Consider the following 14,015-nt stretch of genomic DNA (forward strand, 5'->3'; position numbering starts at 1 on the left):
CCCGCGAAGAGGCCATCAGTCGTTACGCCAAAGGCCGGCTATGCGGGAACAGCAGGTCGATGAAACGCTCGGCGGTCGGTTGCGGTTCGTGGTTGGCCAACCCGGCCCGCTCGTTGGCCTCGATGATCACGTACTCCGGCTGCTCGGCATCGCGCACCATGAAGTCCAACCCCACCACCGGGATCTCCAGTGCCCGCGCTGCCCGCACGGCGGCCTCGGCCAGTGCCGGGTGCAAGCGTTCGGTCACGTCTTCGAGGGTGCCGCCGGTGTGCAGGTTGGCGGTGCGCCGCACGGCCAGGCGCTGGCCCGCAGGCAGGACATCGTCGTAGCCATGGCCCGCGGTGCCCAGGGTGCGTTCGGTCTCTTCGTCCACGGGGATCCTGCTCTCGCCCCCGGTGGCCGCCTGGCGCCGTCGGCTCTGGGCGTCGATCAGCTGGCGAATGCTGTGCTTGCCATCGCCCACCACCTGCGCCGGGTGGCGAATGGCGGCCGCCACTACTTCATAACCGATGACCACGATGCGCAGGTCATGCCCGGCATGGAAGCTTTCCAGCAACACGCGGCTGTCGAACTGGCGTGCCTGTTCGACGGCGCGGGTGATGTCCTCGATGCTGGTGAGGTTGACGGCAACCCCTTGGCCCTGCTCGCCATCGACCGGTTTGACCACCACCGCCGCGTGCTCTTCGAGAAACGCCAGGTTGTCGTCGGCATTGCCGGCCAGCTGCTGTGCCGGCACCTTGAGCCCGGCGTTGTGCAGGGCTTGCCGGGTCAGGCGCTTGTCCTGGCACAGGGTCATGGTCACGGCGCTGGTCAGGTCGCTGAGCGATTCCCGGCAGCGGATGCGGCGCCCGCCCAGGCTGAGGGTGAACAGCCCGGCAGCGGCATCATCGACCTGCACCTCGATACCCCGGCGCAGGGCCTCGTCGACGATGATGCGCGCATACGGGTTGAGGTCGGCCTGCGGCCCGGGGCCGAGGAACAGCTGCTCGTTGATGCCGTTCTTGCGCTTGACCGCGAAGGTCGGCAGGTTGCGAAACCCCAGCTTCTGGTACAGGCGCTTGGCCTGGCGGTTGTCGTGCAGCACCGACAGGTCCAGGTAGGCCAGGCCGCGGCTCATGAAGTGCTCGATCAGGTGGCGCACCAGCACTTCGCCGACGCCGGGGCGGGTACATTGCGGGTCCACCGCCAGGCACCAGAGGCTGCTGCCGTGCTCGGGGTCGTCGAACGCCTTGGCATGGTTCAGGCCCATGACGCTGCCGATGACCGCACCGCTGTCTTCGTCTTCGGCCAGCCAGTAGACGGGGCCGCCCTGGTCAAGCGGGGTGAGCAGCTCGGGGACGACCGGCAACATGCCGCGCGCCTGGTACAGGGTGTTGATCGCCTGCCAGTCACCGGGGTTCTGTGCCCGGCGCACGCGGAAACCACGGAACACCCGCTGTGCCGGGCGATAGTCGGGGAACCACAGGCGCAGGGTGTCGGACGGGTCGAGGAACAGTTGTTGTGGTGCATGGGCCAGCACCTGTTGGGGCGCGGCCACGTACAACGCGATGTCACGTTCGCCCGGGCACTCGCCCAGCAGGTCCTCGGCCAGCCTGGCCGGGTCGGCGTAGGTATGGCCGATCAGCAGCCGGCCCCAGCCGCAATGCACGGCGCGTGGCTGGTCGTGGGGCTGGCTGCCATCACCGGCCAGGCGCGCCTGCAGGCGTTCGTAGGAGGGCGCCTGGCCGCGCAGCAGGCGCTGGCCGTAGGCAGTTTCGTGGGCTTTCATCGCTCAGAGTCCTTGTTCGGTCAGCCACAGGTTCAGTGCCGCCAGCTGCCACAGCTTGGAGCCGCGCAGCGGGGTCAACTGGCCGTGCGGGTTGTTCAGCAGGCGGTCGAGCATGGCCGGGTTGAACAACCCGCGGTCCTGGCTGGGGTCGGTCAGCAGTTCCCGCACCCAGCCAAGGGTGGCGCCATCCAGGTGCTTCAGGCCCGGTACCGGGAAGTAGCCCTTCTTGCGGTCGATCACCTCGTGCGGGATCACCCGTCGTGCAGCTTGCTTGAGTACCTGCTTGCCGCCGTCGGGCAGCTTGAAGCGTGCGGGAATGCGCGCCGACAGTTCCACCAGGCGGTAATCGAGGAACGGTGTGCGTGCCTCCAGGCCCCAGGCCATGGTCATGTTGTCCACCCGTTTGACCGGGTCGTCGACCAGCATCACCGTGCTGTCCAGGCGCAGCGCCTTGTCGACCGCATCGGGGGCACCGGGGCGGGCGAAATGTTCGCGCACGAACTCGCCCGCGGCATCGGTTTCCAGCAGCCAGGGCGTTTGCACGGTGTCGCGGTATTCGGCGTGGCTACGGTCGAAAAAGGCTTCGCGGTAGGCGCTGAAGGGGTCCTCGGCGCCGTCCACCTGCGGGTACCAGTGGTAGCCGGCGAACAGTTCATCGGCGCCCTGGCCGCTTTGCACGCCCTTGCAGTGCTTCGCCACTTCCCGCGACAGCAGGTAGAAGGCGATGCAGTCGTGGCTGACCATCGGTTCGCTCATGGCGCGGAACGCCGCCGGCAGTTGCTCGATGACCTCATGCTCGGCAATACGCAACTGGTGGTGACGGGTGCCGTAATGCCGGGCGATCAGGTCGGAGTACTGGAACTCGTCGCCGCGTTCGCCGCCGGCATCCTCGAAACCGATGGAGAAGGTCGACAGGTCGTCCACGCCCGCTTCGCGCAGCAGGCCGACCAGCAGGCTGGAGTCGACCCCGCCGGACAGCAGCACGCCCACGTCCACCGCGGCACGTTGGCGGATGGCCACGGCCTCGCGGGTGGCGTCGAGCACCCGGGTGGTCCAGCCTTCGAGGTCCAGCTCGCGCTCGTCGGGCGTGGCGCCGTAATGCAGCTGCCACCAGGTCTGGCGTTCCACTTCGCCATGGCGGTCGATGCGCATCCAGGTGCCGGGTTCGAGCTTCTGCACATTGGCCAGCAGGGTGCGTGGCGCTGGTACCACCGCGTGGAAGTTCAGGTAGTGGTTGAGCGCTACCGGGTCGAGCATCGGGTCGATGTCACCGCCCTTGAGCAGCGCCGGCAGGGTCGAGGCGAACCGCAGGCGCTCGCCGTTGCGCGACAGGTACAAGGGCTTGACGCCCAGGCGGTCGCGGGCGAGGAACAAGCGCTGGTTGTCACGCTCCCAGATGGCCAGGGCGAACATGCCGTTGAGCTTGGGCAGCAAGGCGGCGCCCCAGGCGTGGTAGCCCTTGAGCAGCACCTCGGTGTCGCCGTCGGACCAGAAGGTGTAGCCCAGCGCCTGCAGCTCCTGGCGCAGTTCGGGGAAGTTGTAGATGGCGCCGTTGAACGCCAGTGACAGGCCCAGGGTGTTGTCGACCATCGGCTGCGCCGAGCCGTCGGACAAGTCCATGATTTTCAGGCGCCGGTGGCCCAGGGCGATCGGGCCCTGGCTATGGAAGCCCCAGGCATCCGGGCCGCGCGGCGCCAGGTGATGGGTGATGCGCTCTACCGCAGCCAGGTCGGCTGGGCGAGGGGCTTGGTCGATCGGGGTGAAACGCAACTCTCCTGCTAATCCGCACATGTAACGTAAACCCTTTGAGTTTCGGCACTCTTGGCGTTACTGGCTCTTAGCTCGTACCACTTTTGTACCACTTTCCAGCGCTTTCAGCTTATCAAGCTCGGCCCAGTCGTTAGGCGAGTTGATCCACTTGGCATACGTGGAAAGCAAAACCTGCACACTGTGCCCTAGTTGCGCGGCAATAAATGCCGGGTTCATGCCGGCCATCAGGCACATAGTCGCATAAGTGTGGCGCGTGTCGTACATCCTGCGGCGCCTGATTCCAAGCTTCCGCAGCGCTGCCAGCCAGTAGCGTTTTTGACTCGTCTCGGAGCGAATGAACATCTCCGAGCGGTCACCCAACCCACTGGGCGCGAACAAGTAATCTGAACGAGCCTCGGTGAGCGGTCTGGCTTTTTCGAGCGCATGCAGGGCGCGATCGTTCAATAAAACTTTCCGGGTGCGCTTCGTTTTGGTGCGATCCTGGATTACTCCACGGATCTGAATGCGGCGCACGTTAGCAGTCTTTCCGCGGCTGTCGATCTCGCTCCAGCGCAGAGCCATCACCTCTCCAGGCCGCATACCGGTGTAGAAACAGAACTCGAAATAGGCCGCGTAAATTGCCGTCATGCCGCTCGTCGTCTCGTACAGATGAGCAATGATCGAATCCGCTTCATCCTTGGTGAAGGGGTCGACCTCGCGCTTCGGAACCTTCGCGCCAGGGATAGACAGGGCGGGGTTTCGGACGATTAGCTCATCAATGACCGCCTGCTGGAAGATTGATACCAACAGCCCGACCACTCCTTTTCGACGGATCGGGGAAGTCCATTTGATGTCGTTCATGATCTTGCGCAGCCGCACCGACGTGATGGTATCGATAGGTAGCTCGGCCAGGTACGGTATCCAATACACCTGTAACGCGGATCTGTAGTTTTTGCGGGTACCCTCAACGATCTGCAGGCTGTTGAGCCAGTCCTGAGCATAATCGAAGAAGACCGGCATGGTTTGTTCCTGAATCACCACGCTGCGGGTATTCGGGAACAGCTCGGCGTATTTCTCTGCTGTCAGAGCGCCGAGCTTGTCCAGGCCCTTTACTTGAGCACGTAAACTCGCTGCTGCTGCGATTCCTTTCGCGGTCTGAGGGAAGGGGAGCGTCTCGCAGCACCGCTTCTTGTTCCAGGTGAAGCGAATTCGGATTGAGCGCCCAACAAGCTCGACTCCGGCCGGCAGGTCCACAGGCTTTCGATCCATTCGTCATATCTCCTTTTGCTGTATATGATTCTGCCGTTGATCTTCATCCACACCCAGCTGGGGATGATTCCTTTCTCACGCTTGCGCTGAAGCGCCTTCGCTGTACATCCCACCAGCTCGCCCATTCGTTTTTCGGTAACCTTGTCATGCACTAGGTCTTCAGCCAAATTCTCTGCTGCCGCCATTGCCTTTCCTCCTGACGCGCCAGGTTTAGGTTGTCGAGTTGATCTGCCCAAAGGTTTCTCCTTGGTTCTGAAGGGCATCCCGCAATAGGAGTAGGGCGGTCTGACTCATGGCTGCTGCTCCTTTGCTTTATTGGCCATGACCAACGCACTGAGCAGCACCTGCTGGCGCTGCTGCATGTTCAGGTATTCCCGGATCGCTTTCACGATCAGCGAGTTCATTGAGCGGTCATCTGCGTCCGCAGCGCTGGCTACTTGGTCACGCATGCCGTCAGGCAGGCGAACAACGAATTTGTCAGCGGAGCGGGAGCCGTATTCAAAGGCCATGGCTGACCTCCTGTGCCTTTTGCGCTTGGATGCGCTCGTAGATTTCTTGGCGGTGCACGGCCACACCTTCAGGCGCTTCGATACCCAGGCGAACCTGCATTCCGTTTACATCCAGCACCGTCACGCTGATGTCATCGTTGATGCGGATGGTTTCGCCTACCCGGCGAGTGAGGATCAACATGGTCAATGTCCTTTTTGAAGCAAGCCGATGGCCTGCCGCAGTTGTTGGCTTTCGCAAAAATCAGGGTTGGGTCAGGTCAGGCGCGCAGCGTCACGCCACCGCCAAGGCGCACTCGGCGCGCCGGGTTGCTACACGGGTTTCGATCTGTCGCTCTCCGCCACTACCGCCACGGCGGATTCGCATTGCCTGGTCGTCGCCGATCATTCCGTGGATAGCCATTATTAACGCCATGGCGGTAGCGGCAGGGCTGATGATCTGACGCTTAAACGCTTCGAGCACCAGGCCGCGAATTGTCTTGGCGCCGAGCTTTAGACGAGCCGCCTCCAGGCGTTTCTCGACAGTTTTCGGAGCAATCCCCATTACTTGGGCGACCTGCTTCACAGTCAGGTCAGCAGCAGCAAGCAGCGTGGCTTCCAATTCGCGTGGAGCCAGGCCCATGCCGAGGTGTCCGGTCCAGCCGCTGGTGGTGATGGTGTTGATGGTGTTGATGGTGGTTGTCATTGGAAGCTCCATGCTCGGTTGCGATGGAGGCGAGATTACAAATCAAATTTGTACTTTGCAAATGATAATTGTAGTTCGGGGCAAAAAAAACCAGGCGTGGCCTGGTTTGTCGGTTCTCTCACCACAGCACAGAGGACCAGAAGACCCTTCCGATTATGGTGATTTCTTTCTCTTCCATGTCGTCGAGGGTGTATTCCTCGTCTGGGTACTCTTCTCGATTGAAGCTGCGCAAGCGTATGCCCCCGTCCGGTAGGCGATGCAGCATCTTGATTCGAAGATGTCCATTGTGATTGACGGCATAAATTTTGCCGTCACGCACAACAGTGGAACCGGTGTCGACGCCTACCGTGCTCCCATCAGGAAGCGCTGGTGCCATGCTGTCACCGTGAACCGTTACACATACAGCTTGATCAAATTGCACCCCTTGATTGCGCAGGGTTAGCTTGCCAAACCGGATTTTCCTTCTAGACGACAGCTCTACAACAGTTCTGCCGGAGCCAGCTGAAAGCTCCACTTCACGCAAAAATGGTACTTCCACCTCATCATCCTCAAGAGGGGTATCGTCATTCCAAGGCGACAGTTTTTCAGCCATGCTCGCTTCATGCTTTGGGCGAGGCTTTTCAAGCATCTCCCGAATCAGGTTAAGGGTGTTGCCGCCATTCCCTGGCCCGCCTCGAGCCTCAAGGGTGGCCCCAATGAGGAGCTCAGGTGCAACGCCAATTGCCTGGGCGATATCCCCTAGCATGCTTGCTCTCGGTACCGAGCGGCCCGACTCCCATGCCTGGACGGATTGCGGGGTGATGCCAAGTCGGCGCGCCAGCTCAGACTGGTTGATGCCGGCAGCTTTTCTCCCCGTCGAGATGAGTTCAGCGACTGTTTTCATGGGGCAAGAATACAACCTTATGTTGTAGGGGTTCACTGCAAATATCGTTTGTAATTTTAAAATTACGACTGTAGTCTCTCGGGCAACGTCATAAGTCCGTGAGAGACACCATGAGCATTCAGGTCATGGCTTCGGTAATCAAAGCAGTCGGCAGTCAAACTGCTCTCGCAAAGATTCTGAAGTGCACCCCGCAAAACGTTCAGCGCATGTGCGCCACCGGCCGCGTGCCTCCAAAGCATGTTTTGCGTATTGAATCGGCATCGGGGGTATCTCGCGGTCTTATTCGTCCTGATTTGTACCCGGAAGCTGCCCTCACCTTGGACGGAAGCTTACCCGCAGGAGAGGTAAGTGGTCAGCCGTACAAACCCTCTGTGAATCTATCCAGTGCTGGAGGTGTGTAGTGAAGAAGCGCGCCGATCCACTCAGGGCCTTTTTTGACGGAAAGGATATCGCTTTGGCGGATTTCGTCAGAGCCCAAGGGCGCAGTAATGCGGCGAAAGCTCTAGGTTGCACGCCGCCTGCTATTTCAAAAGCGATTGGGGCATCAAGAGAAATCTACGTTGTGGTTCAGGAGGGCGGTACCGCTCAAGCATTTGAAATCAGCCGCTTTCCGGGCCGGGGCACCTAGAACTATCGCATTTTTTGCAATGACCCCGTTCATCATCTACGGCGAAACCAGAGGTATTCTTTCGCCGCTGGTAGCAACTAGGAATCAACACATGCATCCAGCAGCTGCGTCACCTAAAGGATTTACCAATCCGCCCTAAGCGGGAGCGGACCCGCCAATTTCTGCATCTGGCTTAGCCCAGAAAGCAGAAAACCCGGCTTCGCAGGCCGGGCTTCTTAACCAGCTCCTTGCAGGGAGCCTTTTGTGAATCTTCGTCTGTGGAGGACGATATCGTGCACCCAAAAAATACCACCACGCCATCACCGGCGCAACTGCCGAACCTCAAGAAGATGGAGTTCGGCGACCCTGATCTCCAGGGGGGGCGCTTGTTTGTTATCCAGGAAGGCGTCGACCTAGTCGAGGGTTTGCGCTTCGCAGCGGACCTCGGTGACGGGGTTCACCAACTTGCTAATCGACTGGCTGCCTCCATCAACGATGGTGAGCTGGCATACCTCAGTGAGGTACGCGCGCTGGCGTTCCTTGGGGAGGTCGCAAGTACGCTGACCCGTGCCAGTCAGTACGCGCTGCAAAAAATGGGAGAGCAGCCATGAGCACTTTACCCATGACGCGCGCCCATGAGTTCAACACTCAGGGCTTGCACTCAGTATTCGAGGCCGTTGGCGGCATCCCAATTTACGAGTCGCTCGACGCTGCCACTGATCGCCTTGAGGCAGTCGTGGCCGGCCTTCGGGAGCTGATGCAAGAGCCAGCCGTCACGCAACACGCCACGCTCGTCTTCTATGCAGCGGAATCAGCGCTGGCGCTTGTGTATGCAGCTCACGCCGGAGTCGATCCTCAGCAGGATGGCGCGCCACAAAATGCAGAATCTCCAGTTCGTGGCGCGAGAGGTGCAGCATGCTGACCGTACGAACTGAACTGATGCCAGCGCTGGCTGCTGGGGTGATCGTCCAGGATGTAACCCTTTCCGCAGAAGAGATCGCCAAGTTCAACGAGGCCCGGGAGGCGTTCCGAGCAATCAAAGCCTTGTATTGGGCGCATGTCGTGCCTTCGCTCGGCGGATTCGGCAATCCTGTAACCGGGGAGCTTGAACGCCTGTTTGAGCGGGTCGTTTTCGACACGCGCAATTTCCTTTACCCGCACCGCGACGCGGCTGCCTTCCACGAAGCAAAGGATGTGGGAGGTGGGGTATGAGCCTAGTCACCATCCACAACACTCAGCTGCCCGTCGTCGAGTTTCGCGGTCAGCGTGTCGTCACTCTGGCGATGATCGATCAGGTACATGGCCGTCCCGAAGGTACTGCCAAACGCAACTTCACGGAGAACCGCCGGCGGTTTGTTGATGGGCGCCATTGCTTCGAAGTAGGTCGGGACGAAATTCGTACCGACCTTCCTGAAGCAACCTTCAGCCCATACGCGCCGAAGGGCGTCCTGATGACTGAGCGTGGTTACCTGATGCTGGTGAAGGCCTTCACCGACGACCTGGCATGGGAGGTTCAGGAGCAGCTGGTGGATCGTTATTTCCGGCCTACTCCTGAGCAGGCTCCCGCGCTGCCTACCGACTACATCACGGCTCTGGAACACCTGCTGGCCTCGAAGCGCTCCGAGCAGTTGGCGCTCGAGCAGCGGGATCAGGCGATCGCCACCAAGGCCGAGATCGGCAGCCGGCGCGAAGCCACGGCGATGGCCACCGCTTCCGCAGCGGTCCGCAAGGTCATGCACCTGGAGAACGAGCTGGGTCGTGGTTGCCAGCACGCCACTGTGACGGCGGTTGAAAAGGCCGCCCATCGGAGCTTCGGCAGTCAGGGTTTCCGCCCGCTCAAGAACTGGTGCGACAGCCACGGCGTGGCCGCCCCAAAAGTCCATGACCCTCGATTCGGCTGGGTTCGCTCCTGGCCGGCTGCCGCCTGGGCAGCCGTTTACCAAATTGACCTGGCCGATCTGTTCGGCGCCGTGGGAGAACCCGCATGACCAACGTATTGAATTTCCCAGCGCCAGCCGAAGTGGAAGTGATCAGCGAAGAGGTCTTTCGGAAGTACACCGACGCGGCGCTACTGCTGAAGTGCTTTGAGGTAGTGCAGGGCGCGCTCGATGTGATCAACGAGCCCGAGTACTCCATCGAGAAAGAAGACGATACCCACATAGATCTCATCAAGGCCTTCTACGCAATCAAGGTGCTGTTCGCGCGCAAGACCGGTCATGACGCGGTCGACGTGACCCAAGAGCATTGGGAGGCCATGCGTCGGCATTTGCTGGAGGGCGCGCCTTACCCGGACCAACTCATCCCGATCGCGCGCGCATTCATCAGCCCAACCCCTCCGGAAGAGTACCGCCACCTGAGCAATCTGGAACTGGCCTGCGCGGCGTACAACGCTAGCGACAAGGTGAGGCTTGGCTCCAACGCCACTCTGTCAGCTGACAACGCGCAAATAAAAGCGACTGTGGCCGTCGAGGCAATTAACGCAACCACCGCCCTTGGCATCCTGGTGCGCCGGCTGTCAGGTGGCACGCTGACGGATATGGCGCAGATCGTGGGTGGAATCACGGGTCTCTCATCGGGGACCCTCCAATGACTACGACCACGAACCCCTCCCAGGCGCTACCGCAGCGCGCAGGCGCAACGATCATCAATGGACCCTGGCCAACCTACAGCCAGTTCAAGGGCCTGCCTGAGCGCGAGCGCTGGACTATCTACGAACTCGCCAAGGCTGGTCGACGCGCCCTGGAAGGCAACGGCTTTGAAATGGCCGAGAGCTACGACGCATTTGTGCGCCGCGTGACAGAGGAGCTTGAGCTGTGAGCACACAAAGAAAGTTCCAGGGCGTGTGGATTCCAGCCTCTCTGTGGCTGGATCACTCTCTAACTACAAATGAGAAAGTGATGCTAGTGGAGATCAGCAGCCTCGAGGATGACGTGCGCGGCTGTTTTGCCACTAACGCCCACTTCGCTGATTTCTTCGGCCTTTCGGTATCACGGGTATCCGAGATCATCAGCGGGCTGGCAGAGCGCGGCTTGATCACGATCGACCAGATCCGGGAAGGCAAGCGAGTTGTCGAGCGCCGGGTTCGGCTTTCTAACCCCTTCGATAAACCGAAGACCCCTTCGGAAAACGCTGCGAACCCCTTCGGAAAAGGCGGCGAACCCCCTTCGGAAAAGGCGAAGGGGAGTAATACACCTATGAGTAATACAAAGAGGGTTAAAGACCTACCCGCATCGGGCGCAGAAGCGGCCGCTGGATTCGAGCAATTCTGGAAGCTGTATCCCAAGAAGAAGAGCCGCAAGGATGCCCTGAAGGCCTGGGTCAAGCTCAGCCCTGACGCTGACCTGCAGGCAGCCATGATCACAGCTCTCGCCAACCACTGCGCATCCCGTGACTGGACCAAGGATGGCGGGCAGTACATCCCGAACCCGGCCACCTGGCTGAACGGCGAGCGCTGGCAGGACGTTCTGCAGCCCGCCGGCGCGACTGCTCAAGGTGGCGCCTTCAACAACCTCCCGCACCACACCGATGACATGTACCAGGAGAGCCACGATGGCCGTTCGAATTTCTGATCTGTTCCACCGTCGCCCCTTCATGCGCATTTTCTCCGGCGACTGCGCCGTGCATGGCCAGGTCGACATGAGCGAAGTCGAGCAGCTGGACGGGTCGATGCTGGCGCGTGGCTGCAAGCGCTGCGCCTGGGAGGCCCTGCACACCACGCCCCGCGAATCGGCAGAGCGCGCCCTGGCCACCGCCCAACGCAAGGCTGAGGACTCCATGGCCGCGCTTATTGGAGCTGGAATCACCCCACGCTTTGCTACCGCGACCTTCGACAGCTACCGGGCTGAAACTGACCCTCAGCGCAAGGCTCTGGCCAAATGCCGTGCCTACGCAGAACAGTTCCCGGCCAACTTCCGGGCCGGCCGGTCGCTGCTGCTGACCGGCAACGTCGGCTGCGGCAAGACGCACCTGGCCAGCGCGATTATCCGCACCATTGTGGCCGACCGGTGCCGAGCGCTGATCATCCCGGCCGGAGATATCGTGAGTATCGCCCGCGCGTCGATGGTGCCCGGTTCGGGCTACACCGACCGCGATGTGACGGTCCACCTTGGCGCCCTGGATCTGCTGGTGATTGATGAGGTCGGCGCACAGAAGGGCAGCGAGTATGAACTGGGGCTGCTGCACAGCATCATTGACCGTCGGTACCAGGCGGTGTTGCCGACCGTGATGATCAGCAACTTGAGCGCCGATGGCCTCAAGTCTTACATCGGCGACCGCGCCCTTGACCGCTTGCGGCAGAACGGCGGGCAGCAGGTTGGCTTCACTTGGTCCTCGATGAGGGCGTTGGCATGAGAGCGCTCTACAGCGACGAGGCCGAGCACGGTGTGCTTGGCGCGGTCATTCACGCTTCGCTTCAGCAGGATGTAGGCCTGGTTGAGGACATGCTCGGCCAGATGACCTCGGCCGACTTCTATCATGCCGACAATGCGGCCCTGTTCGAAGCCATGGTTGAGTGCCGGGGCCGAAGCATGCCTATCGATCCAGTCACAGTCGGAACCGTTCGACGCACCCTACCCAGCGGCGACGCCACCATCGCATATGCAGCAGAGCTGGCCAACAAAGTCCCCTCATTTGCCAATTGGAAGGCCTACGCCAAGCATGTCAAAGAGTGGGGGGTAATCCGCCGCATCATCGAAATCGGTGGCCAAGCTCAAGGAATGGTCCACGAGGGAGCTCCTACAGCCGAGGTAATCGCTGCCGCCCAACAGGCCATGGCTGACCTGCGTGATCTTCACAGCGGGGGCGGGAGCTACAAGCGCATGAGCGATGTTCTGCCCGCGGTACTTGAAGGGATGCAGGACGTACTGGACGACAAGACGCCGCCCAAGAAGTCCACAGGCCTTGCTGATCTGGACAAGCTGGTCGACTACCTCCCACCCAAGTCCATGATTGTGATTGGGGGGCGGCCGGCTTCTGGCAAAACCATGCTGGGGTTGCAGATCCTGCAGCACATCGCCACTCGAGGCCAGGGCGTGGGACTGGCTGTCAGCTTGGAAATGCCCAATGAACAACTGACCCTGCGCTCCATTGCCTCTCTCGGTGGTGTGGACTTGAAACGTCTTCGGGAAGTGAAGTCACTGGACCAGGATGAATGGAGGCGAGTCGAATCCGCCGCAGGAAAGATCAAGCAGGCCGAGCTCTACCTTATCGACCAGCCAGGAATGACCATGCCGGAGATCAGGGCTGAGGCCAGGTCCCTGATGCGCGAAAAGGGTCTCGACGTTCTGCTGATCGACTACCTGCAAATCATTGGTTTCGACAGCCGCGTGCCTAGCCGGACAGAGGCGGTGGCTCGCAACTCAACAGCCATCATGAACCTCAGTCGGGAGCTGGGAATTCCGATCATCGCTCTCGCCCAGGTCAATCGTGGTCCGTCGAGCAGGCCCAACAAGAAGCCCCAGGCGAGCGACCTGAAGGACAGTGGCCAGATCGAGCAGGACGCCGACATGGTCATTCTGGTGCACCACGACCCCGAGTCGGAAGCCGGTCAGAACGGTGTCACAGAGCTGATTGTGGACAAGAACCGGCACGGCTCTTCTGGCTCTTGCTTGGTCCACCGGCAAGGTCAGTATGGGCGGTTCGCCAACTTCGCCGGCACGTTACCAAGCGACGATGAGATTGAAGCGGGCCGCAACAGCTATGCCCAGCGCTATAAGGGGAGCAACCAATGAGTAATGTCACCTCGGCACTGCCGCGCAAAAGCCTTACCGCCGTTGAGTGCAAGTTCCTCAAGGTGGGCAACCGCATGCTGCTGGAGCAGAACAACGGCCGCATCGCATCAGCAGCCCTGATGGACATCGTGGCTGATTGGCACGCCGCGCGCGCCAACGTGGGATTCGAGCAGTTCGCCAAGGGCTGGATCACCGAAGGCAACGCCAAGAACAAACACGCTGACAAGCTACTACGCGAGCTGTTCGGCCTGGCCAACGACCCAACGCCCCGGAGAGCTGCATGAAGAAACGGACCTACGTGGATAAGCCTTTGGGCGATACCGAGTACCTGCTGGAGCAGTGGGGATGGTGGCGGATGGACGGGATGGGAGTGCCTGGGTACGTCTCGCAGATGGCTGCAGTAATGAGCCAGCGCAACCCCATATCAACAACCAGAAGCTACAACATCAAGGATGAGGTAGCTGAACTGGTGGACGGTGTCCTGGCTAAGCTGATCAAGCGAGACCCGCAAATGGGAGACTTCGTGTGGTTTTACTTCGGCGCAAAGTGGCCTGCCAACCGGATCGGGCGAGAAAATGGGATGTCCGAGCGGAAGGCCTGGGAGCTCATCAAGGCAGGTGTGGCGTGGATAGACGGAGCTTTGAGCTAGTGAAAGGGTAGACTGTCAAGAGACTATCTATGTTTCATGGTGACACTGGCGTAGTGTCTTGGTATGCTGCGTCAGTGTCGTAACTTGGAGCATAGGTAATGGTATCCAGAACTGATGATGTGAGCAGCACAAGGTGCGTTGTAGTTTTCACTAACAGAGGCTTGCAACGC

20 protein-coding genes are annotated in these 14,015 nt (G+C 60.6%); 13 read left to right on the forward strand and 7 right to left on the reverse strand.

The window, feature by feature from the left end; translation table 11 throughout:
* Positions 1 to 22: 22 nt before the first annotated feature.
* The 7 genes from ngg to HU763_RS06710 form a co-directional block, all read right to left on the reverse strand.
* Positions 23 to 1,768: an N-acetylglutaminylglutamine synthetase gene (ngg, locus tag HU763_RS06680; RefSeq protein ID WP_186689534.1), complete on the reverse strand. Its 1,746-nt coding sequence runs from the start codon at positions 1,766 to 1,768 to the stop codon at positions 23 to 25.
* Positions 1,769 to 1,771: 3 nt separating this feature from the next.
* Positions 1,772 to 3,559 carry an N-acetylglutaminylglutamine amidotransferase gene (locus tag HU763_RS06685; RefSeq protein WP_186689533.1) on the reverse strand — a complete coding sequence of 596 codons (1,788 nt, stop codon included), beginning with the start codon at positions 3,557 to 3,559 and terminating at the stop codon, positions 1,772 to 1,774.
* 36 nt (positions 3,560 to 3,595) lie between these two features.
* Complete coding sequence (locus HU763_RS06690) at positions 3,596 to 4,786, reverse strand: site-specific integrase (protein WP_186689532.1); 1,191 nt, start codon at positions 4,784 to 4,786, stop codon at positions 3,596 to 3,598.
* A 290-nt stretch (positions 4,787 to 5,076) separates the two neighbouring features.
* Positions 5,077 to 5,295 (reverse strand): Arc family DNA-binding protein, encoded by a 219-nt coding sequence (locus HU763_RS06695; protein WP_186689531.1) that lies wholly within the window; start codon positions 5,293 to 5,295, stop codon positions 5,077 to 5,079.
* Positions 5,285 to 5,476, reverse strand: coding sequence for a carbon storage regulator CsrA (csrA, locus tag HU763_RS06700; RefSeq protein WP_186689530.1), 192 nt, complete (start codon positions 5,474 to 5,476; stop codon positions 5,285 to 5,287). Before csrA ends, HU763_RS06695 begins: the two co-directional genes overlap by 11 nt.
* Positions 5,477 to 5,566: 90 nt before the next feature.
* Positions 5,567 to 5,977: a LuxR C-terminal-related transcriptional regulator gene (locus HU763_RS06705; RefSeq protein ID WP_186689529.1), complete on the reverse strand. Its 411-nt coding sequence runs from the start codon at positions 5,975 to 5,977 to the stop codon at positions 5,567 to 5,569.
* A 118-nt stretch (positions 5,978 to 6,095) separates the two neighbouring features.
* Positions 6,096 to 6,860 (reverse strand): XRE family transcriptional regulator, encoded by a 765-nt coding sequence (locus HU763_RS06710; protein WP_186689528.1) that lies wholly within the window; start codon positions 6,858 to 6,860, stop codon positions 6,096 to 6,098.
* A gap of 125 nt (positions 6,861 to 6,985) precedes the next feature.
* Between HU763_RS06710 and HU763_RS06715 the strand changes: the two genes are divergently transcribed.
* The 13 genes from HU763_RS06715 to HU763_RS06775 all read left to right on the forward strand — a co-directional run bounded on the left by HU763_RS06715 (position 6,986) and on the right by HU763_RS06775 (position 13,845).
* The gene (locus tag HU763_RS06715) at positions 6,986 to 7,261 is read left to right on the forward strand and encodes a transcriptional regulator (RefSeq protein WP_225931956.1); all 276 of its coding nucleotides are present in this window, start codon (positions 6,986 to 6,988) and stop codon (positions 7,259 to 7,261) included.
* Positions 7,261 to 7,488, forward strand: coding sequence for a Cro/CI family transcriptional regulator (locus HU763_RS06720; RefSeq protein WP_225931930.1), 228 nt, complete (start codon positions 7,261 to 7,263; stop codon positions 7,486 to 7,488). The genes HU763_RS06715 and HU763_RS06720 overlap by 1 nt, the downstream gene beginning before the upstream one ends.
* A 272-nt stretch (positions 7,489 to 7,760) precedes the next feature.
* Positions 7,761 to 8,078 (forward strand): hypothetical protein, encoded by a 318-nt coding sequence (locus HU763_RS06725; protein ID WP_189665876.1) that lies wholly within the window; start codon positions 7,761 to 7,763, stop codon positions 8,076 to 8,078.
* Positions 8,075 to 8,389 carry a hypothetical protein gene (locus HU763_RS06730; protein ID WP_186689526.1) on the forward strand — a complete coding sequence of 105 codons (315 nt, stop codon included), beginning with the start codon at positions 8,075 to 8,077 and terminating at the stop codon, positions 8,387 to 8,389. Before HU763_RS06725 ends, HU763_RS06730 begins: the two co-directional genes overlap by 4 nt.
* On the forward strand, positions 8,383 to 8,679 hold the full coding sequence (locus HU763_RS06735; RefSeq protein ID WP_186689524.1) for a hypothetical protein: 297 nt from the start codon (positions 8,383 to 8,385) through the stop codon (positions 8,677 to 8,679). Before HU763_RS06730 ends, HU763_RS06735 begins: the two co-directional genes overlap by 7 nt.
* Positions 8,676 to 9,455: an ORF6N domain-containing protein gene (locus tag HU763_RS06740; RefSeq protein WP_186689522.1), complete on the forward strand. Its 780-nt coding sequence runs from the start codon at positions 8,676 to 8,678 to the stop codon at positions 9,453 to 9,455. Before HU763_RS06735 ends, HU763_RS06740 begins: the two co-directional genes overlap by 4 nt.
* On the forward strand, positions 9,452 to 10,057 hold the full coding sequence (locus HU763_RS06745; RefSeq protein WP_186689521.1) for a hypothetical protein: 606 nt from the start codon (positions 9,452 to 9,454) through the stop codon (positions 10,055 to 10,057). Before HU763_RS06740 ends, HU763_RS06745 begins: the two co-directional genes overlap by 4 nt.
* The gene (locus HU763_RS06750) at positions 10,054 to 10,284 is read left to right on the forward strand and encodes a hypothetical protein (protein WP_186689520.1); all 231 of its coding nucleotides are present in this window, start codon (positions 10,054 to 10,056) and stop codon (positions 10,282 to 10,284) included. Before HU763_RS06745 ends, HU763_RS06750 begins: the two co-directional genes overlap by 4 nt.
* 23 nt (positions 10,285 to 10,307) lie before the next feature.
* Positions 10,308 to 11,036 (forward strand): helix-turn-helix domain-containing protein, encoded by a 729-nt coding sequence (locus tag HU763_RS06755; RefSeq protein ID WP_225931957.1) that lies wholly within the window; start codon positions 10,308 to 10,310, stop codon positions 11,034 to 11,036.
* Positions 11,017 to 11,817, forward strand: a complete 801-nt coding sequence (locus HU763_RS06760) for an ATP-binding protein (RefSeq protein ID WP_186689519.1) — start codon at positions 11,017 to 11,019, stop codon at positions 11,815 to 11,817. Before HU763_RS06755 ends, HU763_RS06760 begins: the two co-directional genes overlap by 20 nt.
* The gene (locus tag HU763_RS06765; protein ID WP_186689518.1) at positions 11,814 to 13,196 is read left to right on the forward strand and encodes a replicative DNA helicase; all 1,383 of its coding nucleotides are present in this window, start codon (positions 11,814 to 11,816) and stop codon (positions 13,194 to 13,196) included. The genes HU763_RS06760 and HU763_RS06765 overlap by 4 nt, the downstream gene beginning before the upstream one ends.
* Positions 13,193 to 13,480: a hypothetical protein gene (locus HU763_RS06770; RefSeq protein WP_186689517.1), complete on the forward strand. Its 288-nt coding sequence runs from the start codon at positions 13,193 to 13,195 to the stop codon at positions 13,478 to 13,480. The genes HU763_RS06765 and HU763_RS06770 overlap by 4 nt, the downstream gene beginning before the upstream one ends.
* Positions 13,477 to 13,845, forward strand: coding sequence for an antiterminator Q family protein (locus HU763_RS06775; protein ID WP_186689516.1), 369 nt, complete (start codon positions 13,477 to 13,479; stop codon positions 13,843 to 13,845). The genes HU763_RS06770 and HU763_RS06775 overlap by 4 nt, the downstream gene beginning before the upstream one ends.
* The last annotated feature ends 170 nt before the right edge of the window (positions 13,846 to 14,015 follow it).

It is taken from the genome of Pseudomonas anuradhapurensis (genome assembly GCF_014269225.2).
GTDB lineage: Bacteria > Pseudomonadota > Gammaproteobacteria > Pseudomonadales > Pseudomonadaceae > Aquipseudomonas > Aquipseudomonas anuradhapurensis.

What these genes read in the sequence shown, in the direction of transcription:
- HU763_RS06760 (WP_186689519.1), top strand. Translation starts at nt 11,017, where the DNA reads ATGGCCGTTCGAATTTCTGATCTGTTCCACCGTCGCCCCTTCATGCGC.
- HU763_RS06715 (WP_225931956.1), top strand. Translation starts at nt 6,986, where the DNA reads ATGGCTTCGGTAATCAAAGCAGTCGGCAGTCAAACTGCTCTCGCAAAG.
- HU763_RS06690 (WP_186689532.1), bottom strand. Translation starts at nt 4,786, where the DNA reads ATGGATCGAAAGCCTGTGGACCTGCCGGCCGGAGTCGAGCTTGTTGGG.
- HU763_RS06730 (WP_186689526.1), top strand. Translation starts at nt 8,075, where the DNA reads ATGAGCACTTTACCCATGACGCGCGCCCATGAGTTCAACACTCAGGGC.
- HU763_RS06735 (WP_186689524.1), top strand. Translation starts at nt 8,383, where the DNA reads ATGCTGACCGTACGAACTGAACTGATGCCAGCGCTGGCTGCTGGGGTG.
- HU763_RS06765 (WP_186689518.1), top strand. Translation starts at nt 11,814, where the DNA reads ATGAGAGCGCTCTACAGCGACGAGGCCGAGCACGGTGTGCTTGGCGCG.
- HU763_RS06695 (WP_186689531.1), bottom strand. Translation starts at nt 5,295, where the DNA reads ATGGCCTTTGAATACGGCTCCCGCTCCGCTGACAAATTCGTTGTTCGC.
- HU763_RS06705 (WP_186689529.1), bottom strand. Translation starts at nt 5,977, where the DNA reads ATGACAACCACCATCAACACCATCAACACCATCACCACCAGCGGCTGG.
- HU763_RS06685 (WP_186689533.1), bottom strand. Translation starts at nt 3,559, where the DNA reads ATGTGCGGATTAGCAGGAGAGTTGCGTTTCACCCCGATCGACCAAGCC.
- HU763_RS06710 (WP_186689528.1), bottom strand. Translation starts at nt 6,860, where the DNA reads ATGAAAACAGTCGCTGAACTCATCTCGACGGGGAGAAAAGCTGCCGGC.
- HU763_RS06770 (WP_186689517.1), top strand. Translation starts at nt 13,193, where the DNA reads ATGAGTAATGTCACCTCGGCACTGCCGCGCAAAAGCCTTACCGCCGTT.
- HU763_RS06775 (WP_186689516.1), top strand. Translation starts at nt 13,477, where the DNA reads ATGAAGAAACGGACCTACGTGGATAAGCCTTTGGGCGATACCGAGTAC.
- HU763_RS06740 (WP_186689522.1), top strand. Translation starts at nt 8,676, where the DNA reads ATGAGCCTAGTCACCATCCACAACACTCAGCTGCCCGTCGTCGAGTTT.
- HU763_RS06750 (WP_186689520.1), top strand. Translation starts at nt 10,054, where the DNA reads ATGACTACGACCACGAACCCCTCCCAGGCGCTACCGCAGCGCGCAGGC.
- csrA (WP_186689530.1), bottom strand. Translation starts at nt 5,476, where the DNA reads ATGTTGATCCTCACTCGCCGGGTAGGCGAAACCATCCGCATCAACGAT.
- HU763_RS06745 (WP_186689521.1), top strand. Translation starts at nt 9,452, where the DNA reads ATGACCAACGTATTGAATTTCCCAGCGCCAGCCGAAGTGGAAGTGATC.
- ngg (WP_186689534.1), bottom strand. Translation starts at nt 1,768, where the DNA reads ATGAAAGCCCACGAAACTGCCTACGGCCAGCGCCTGCTGCGCGGCCAG.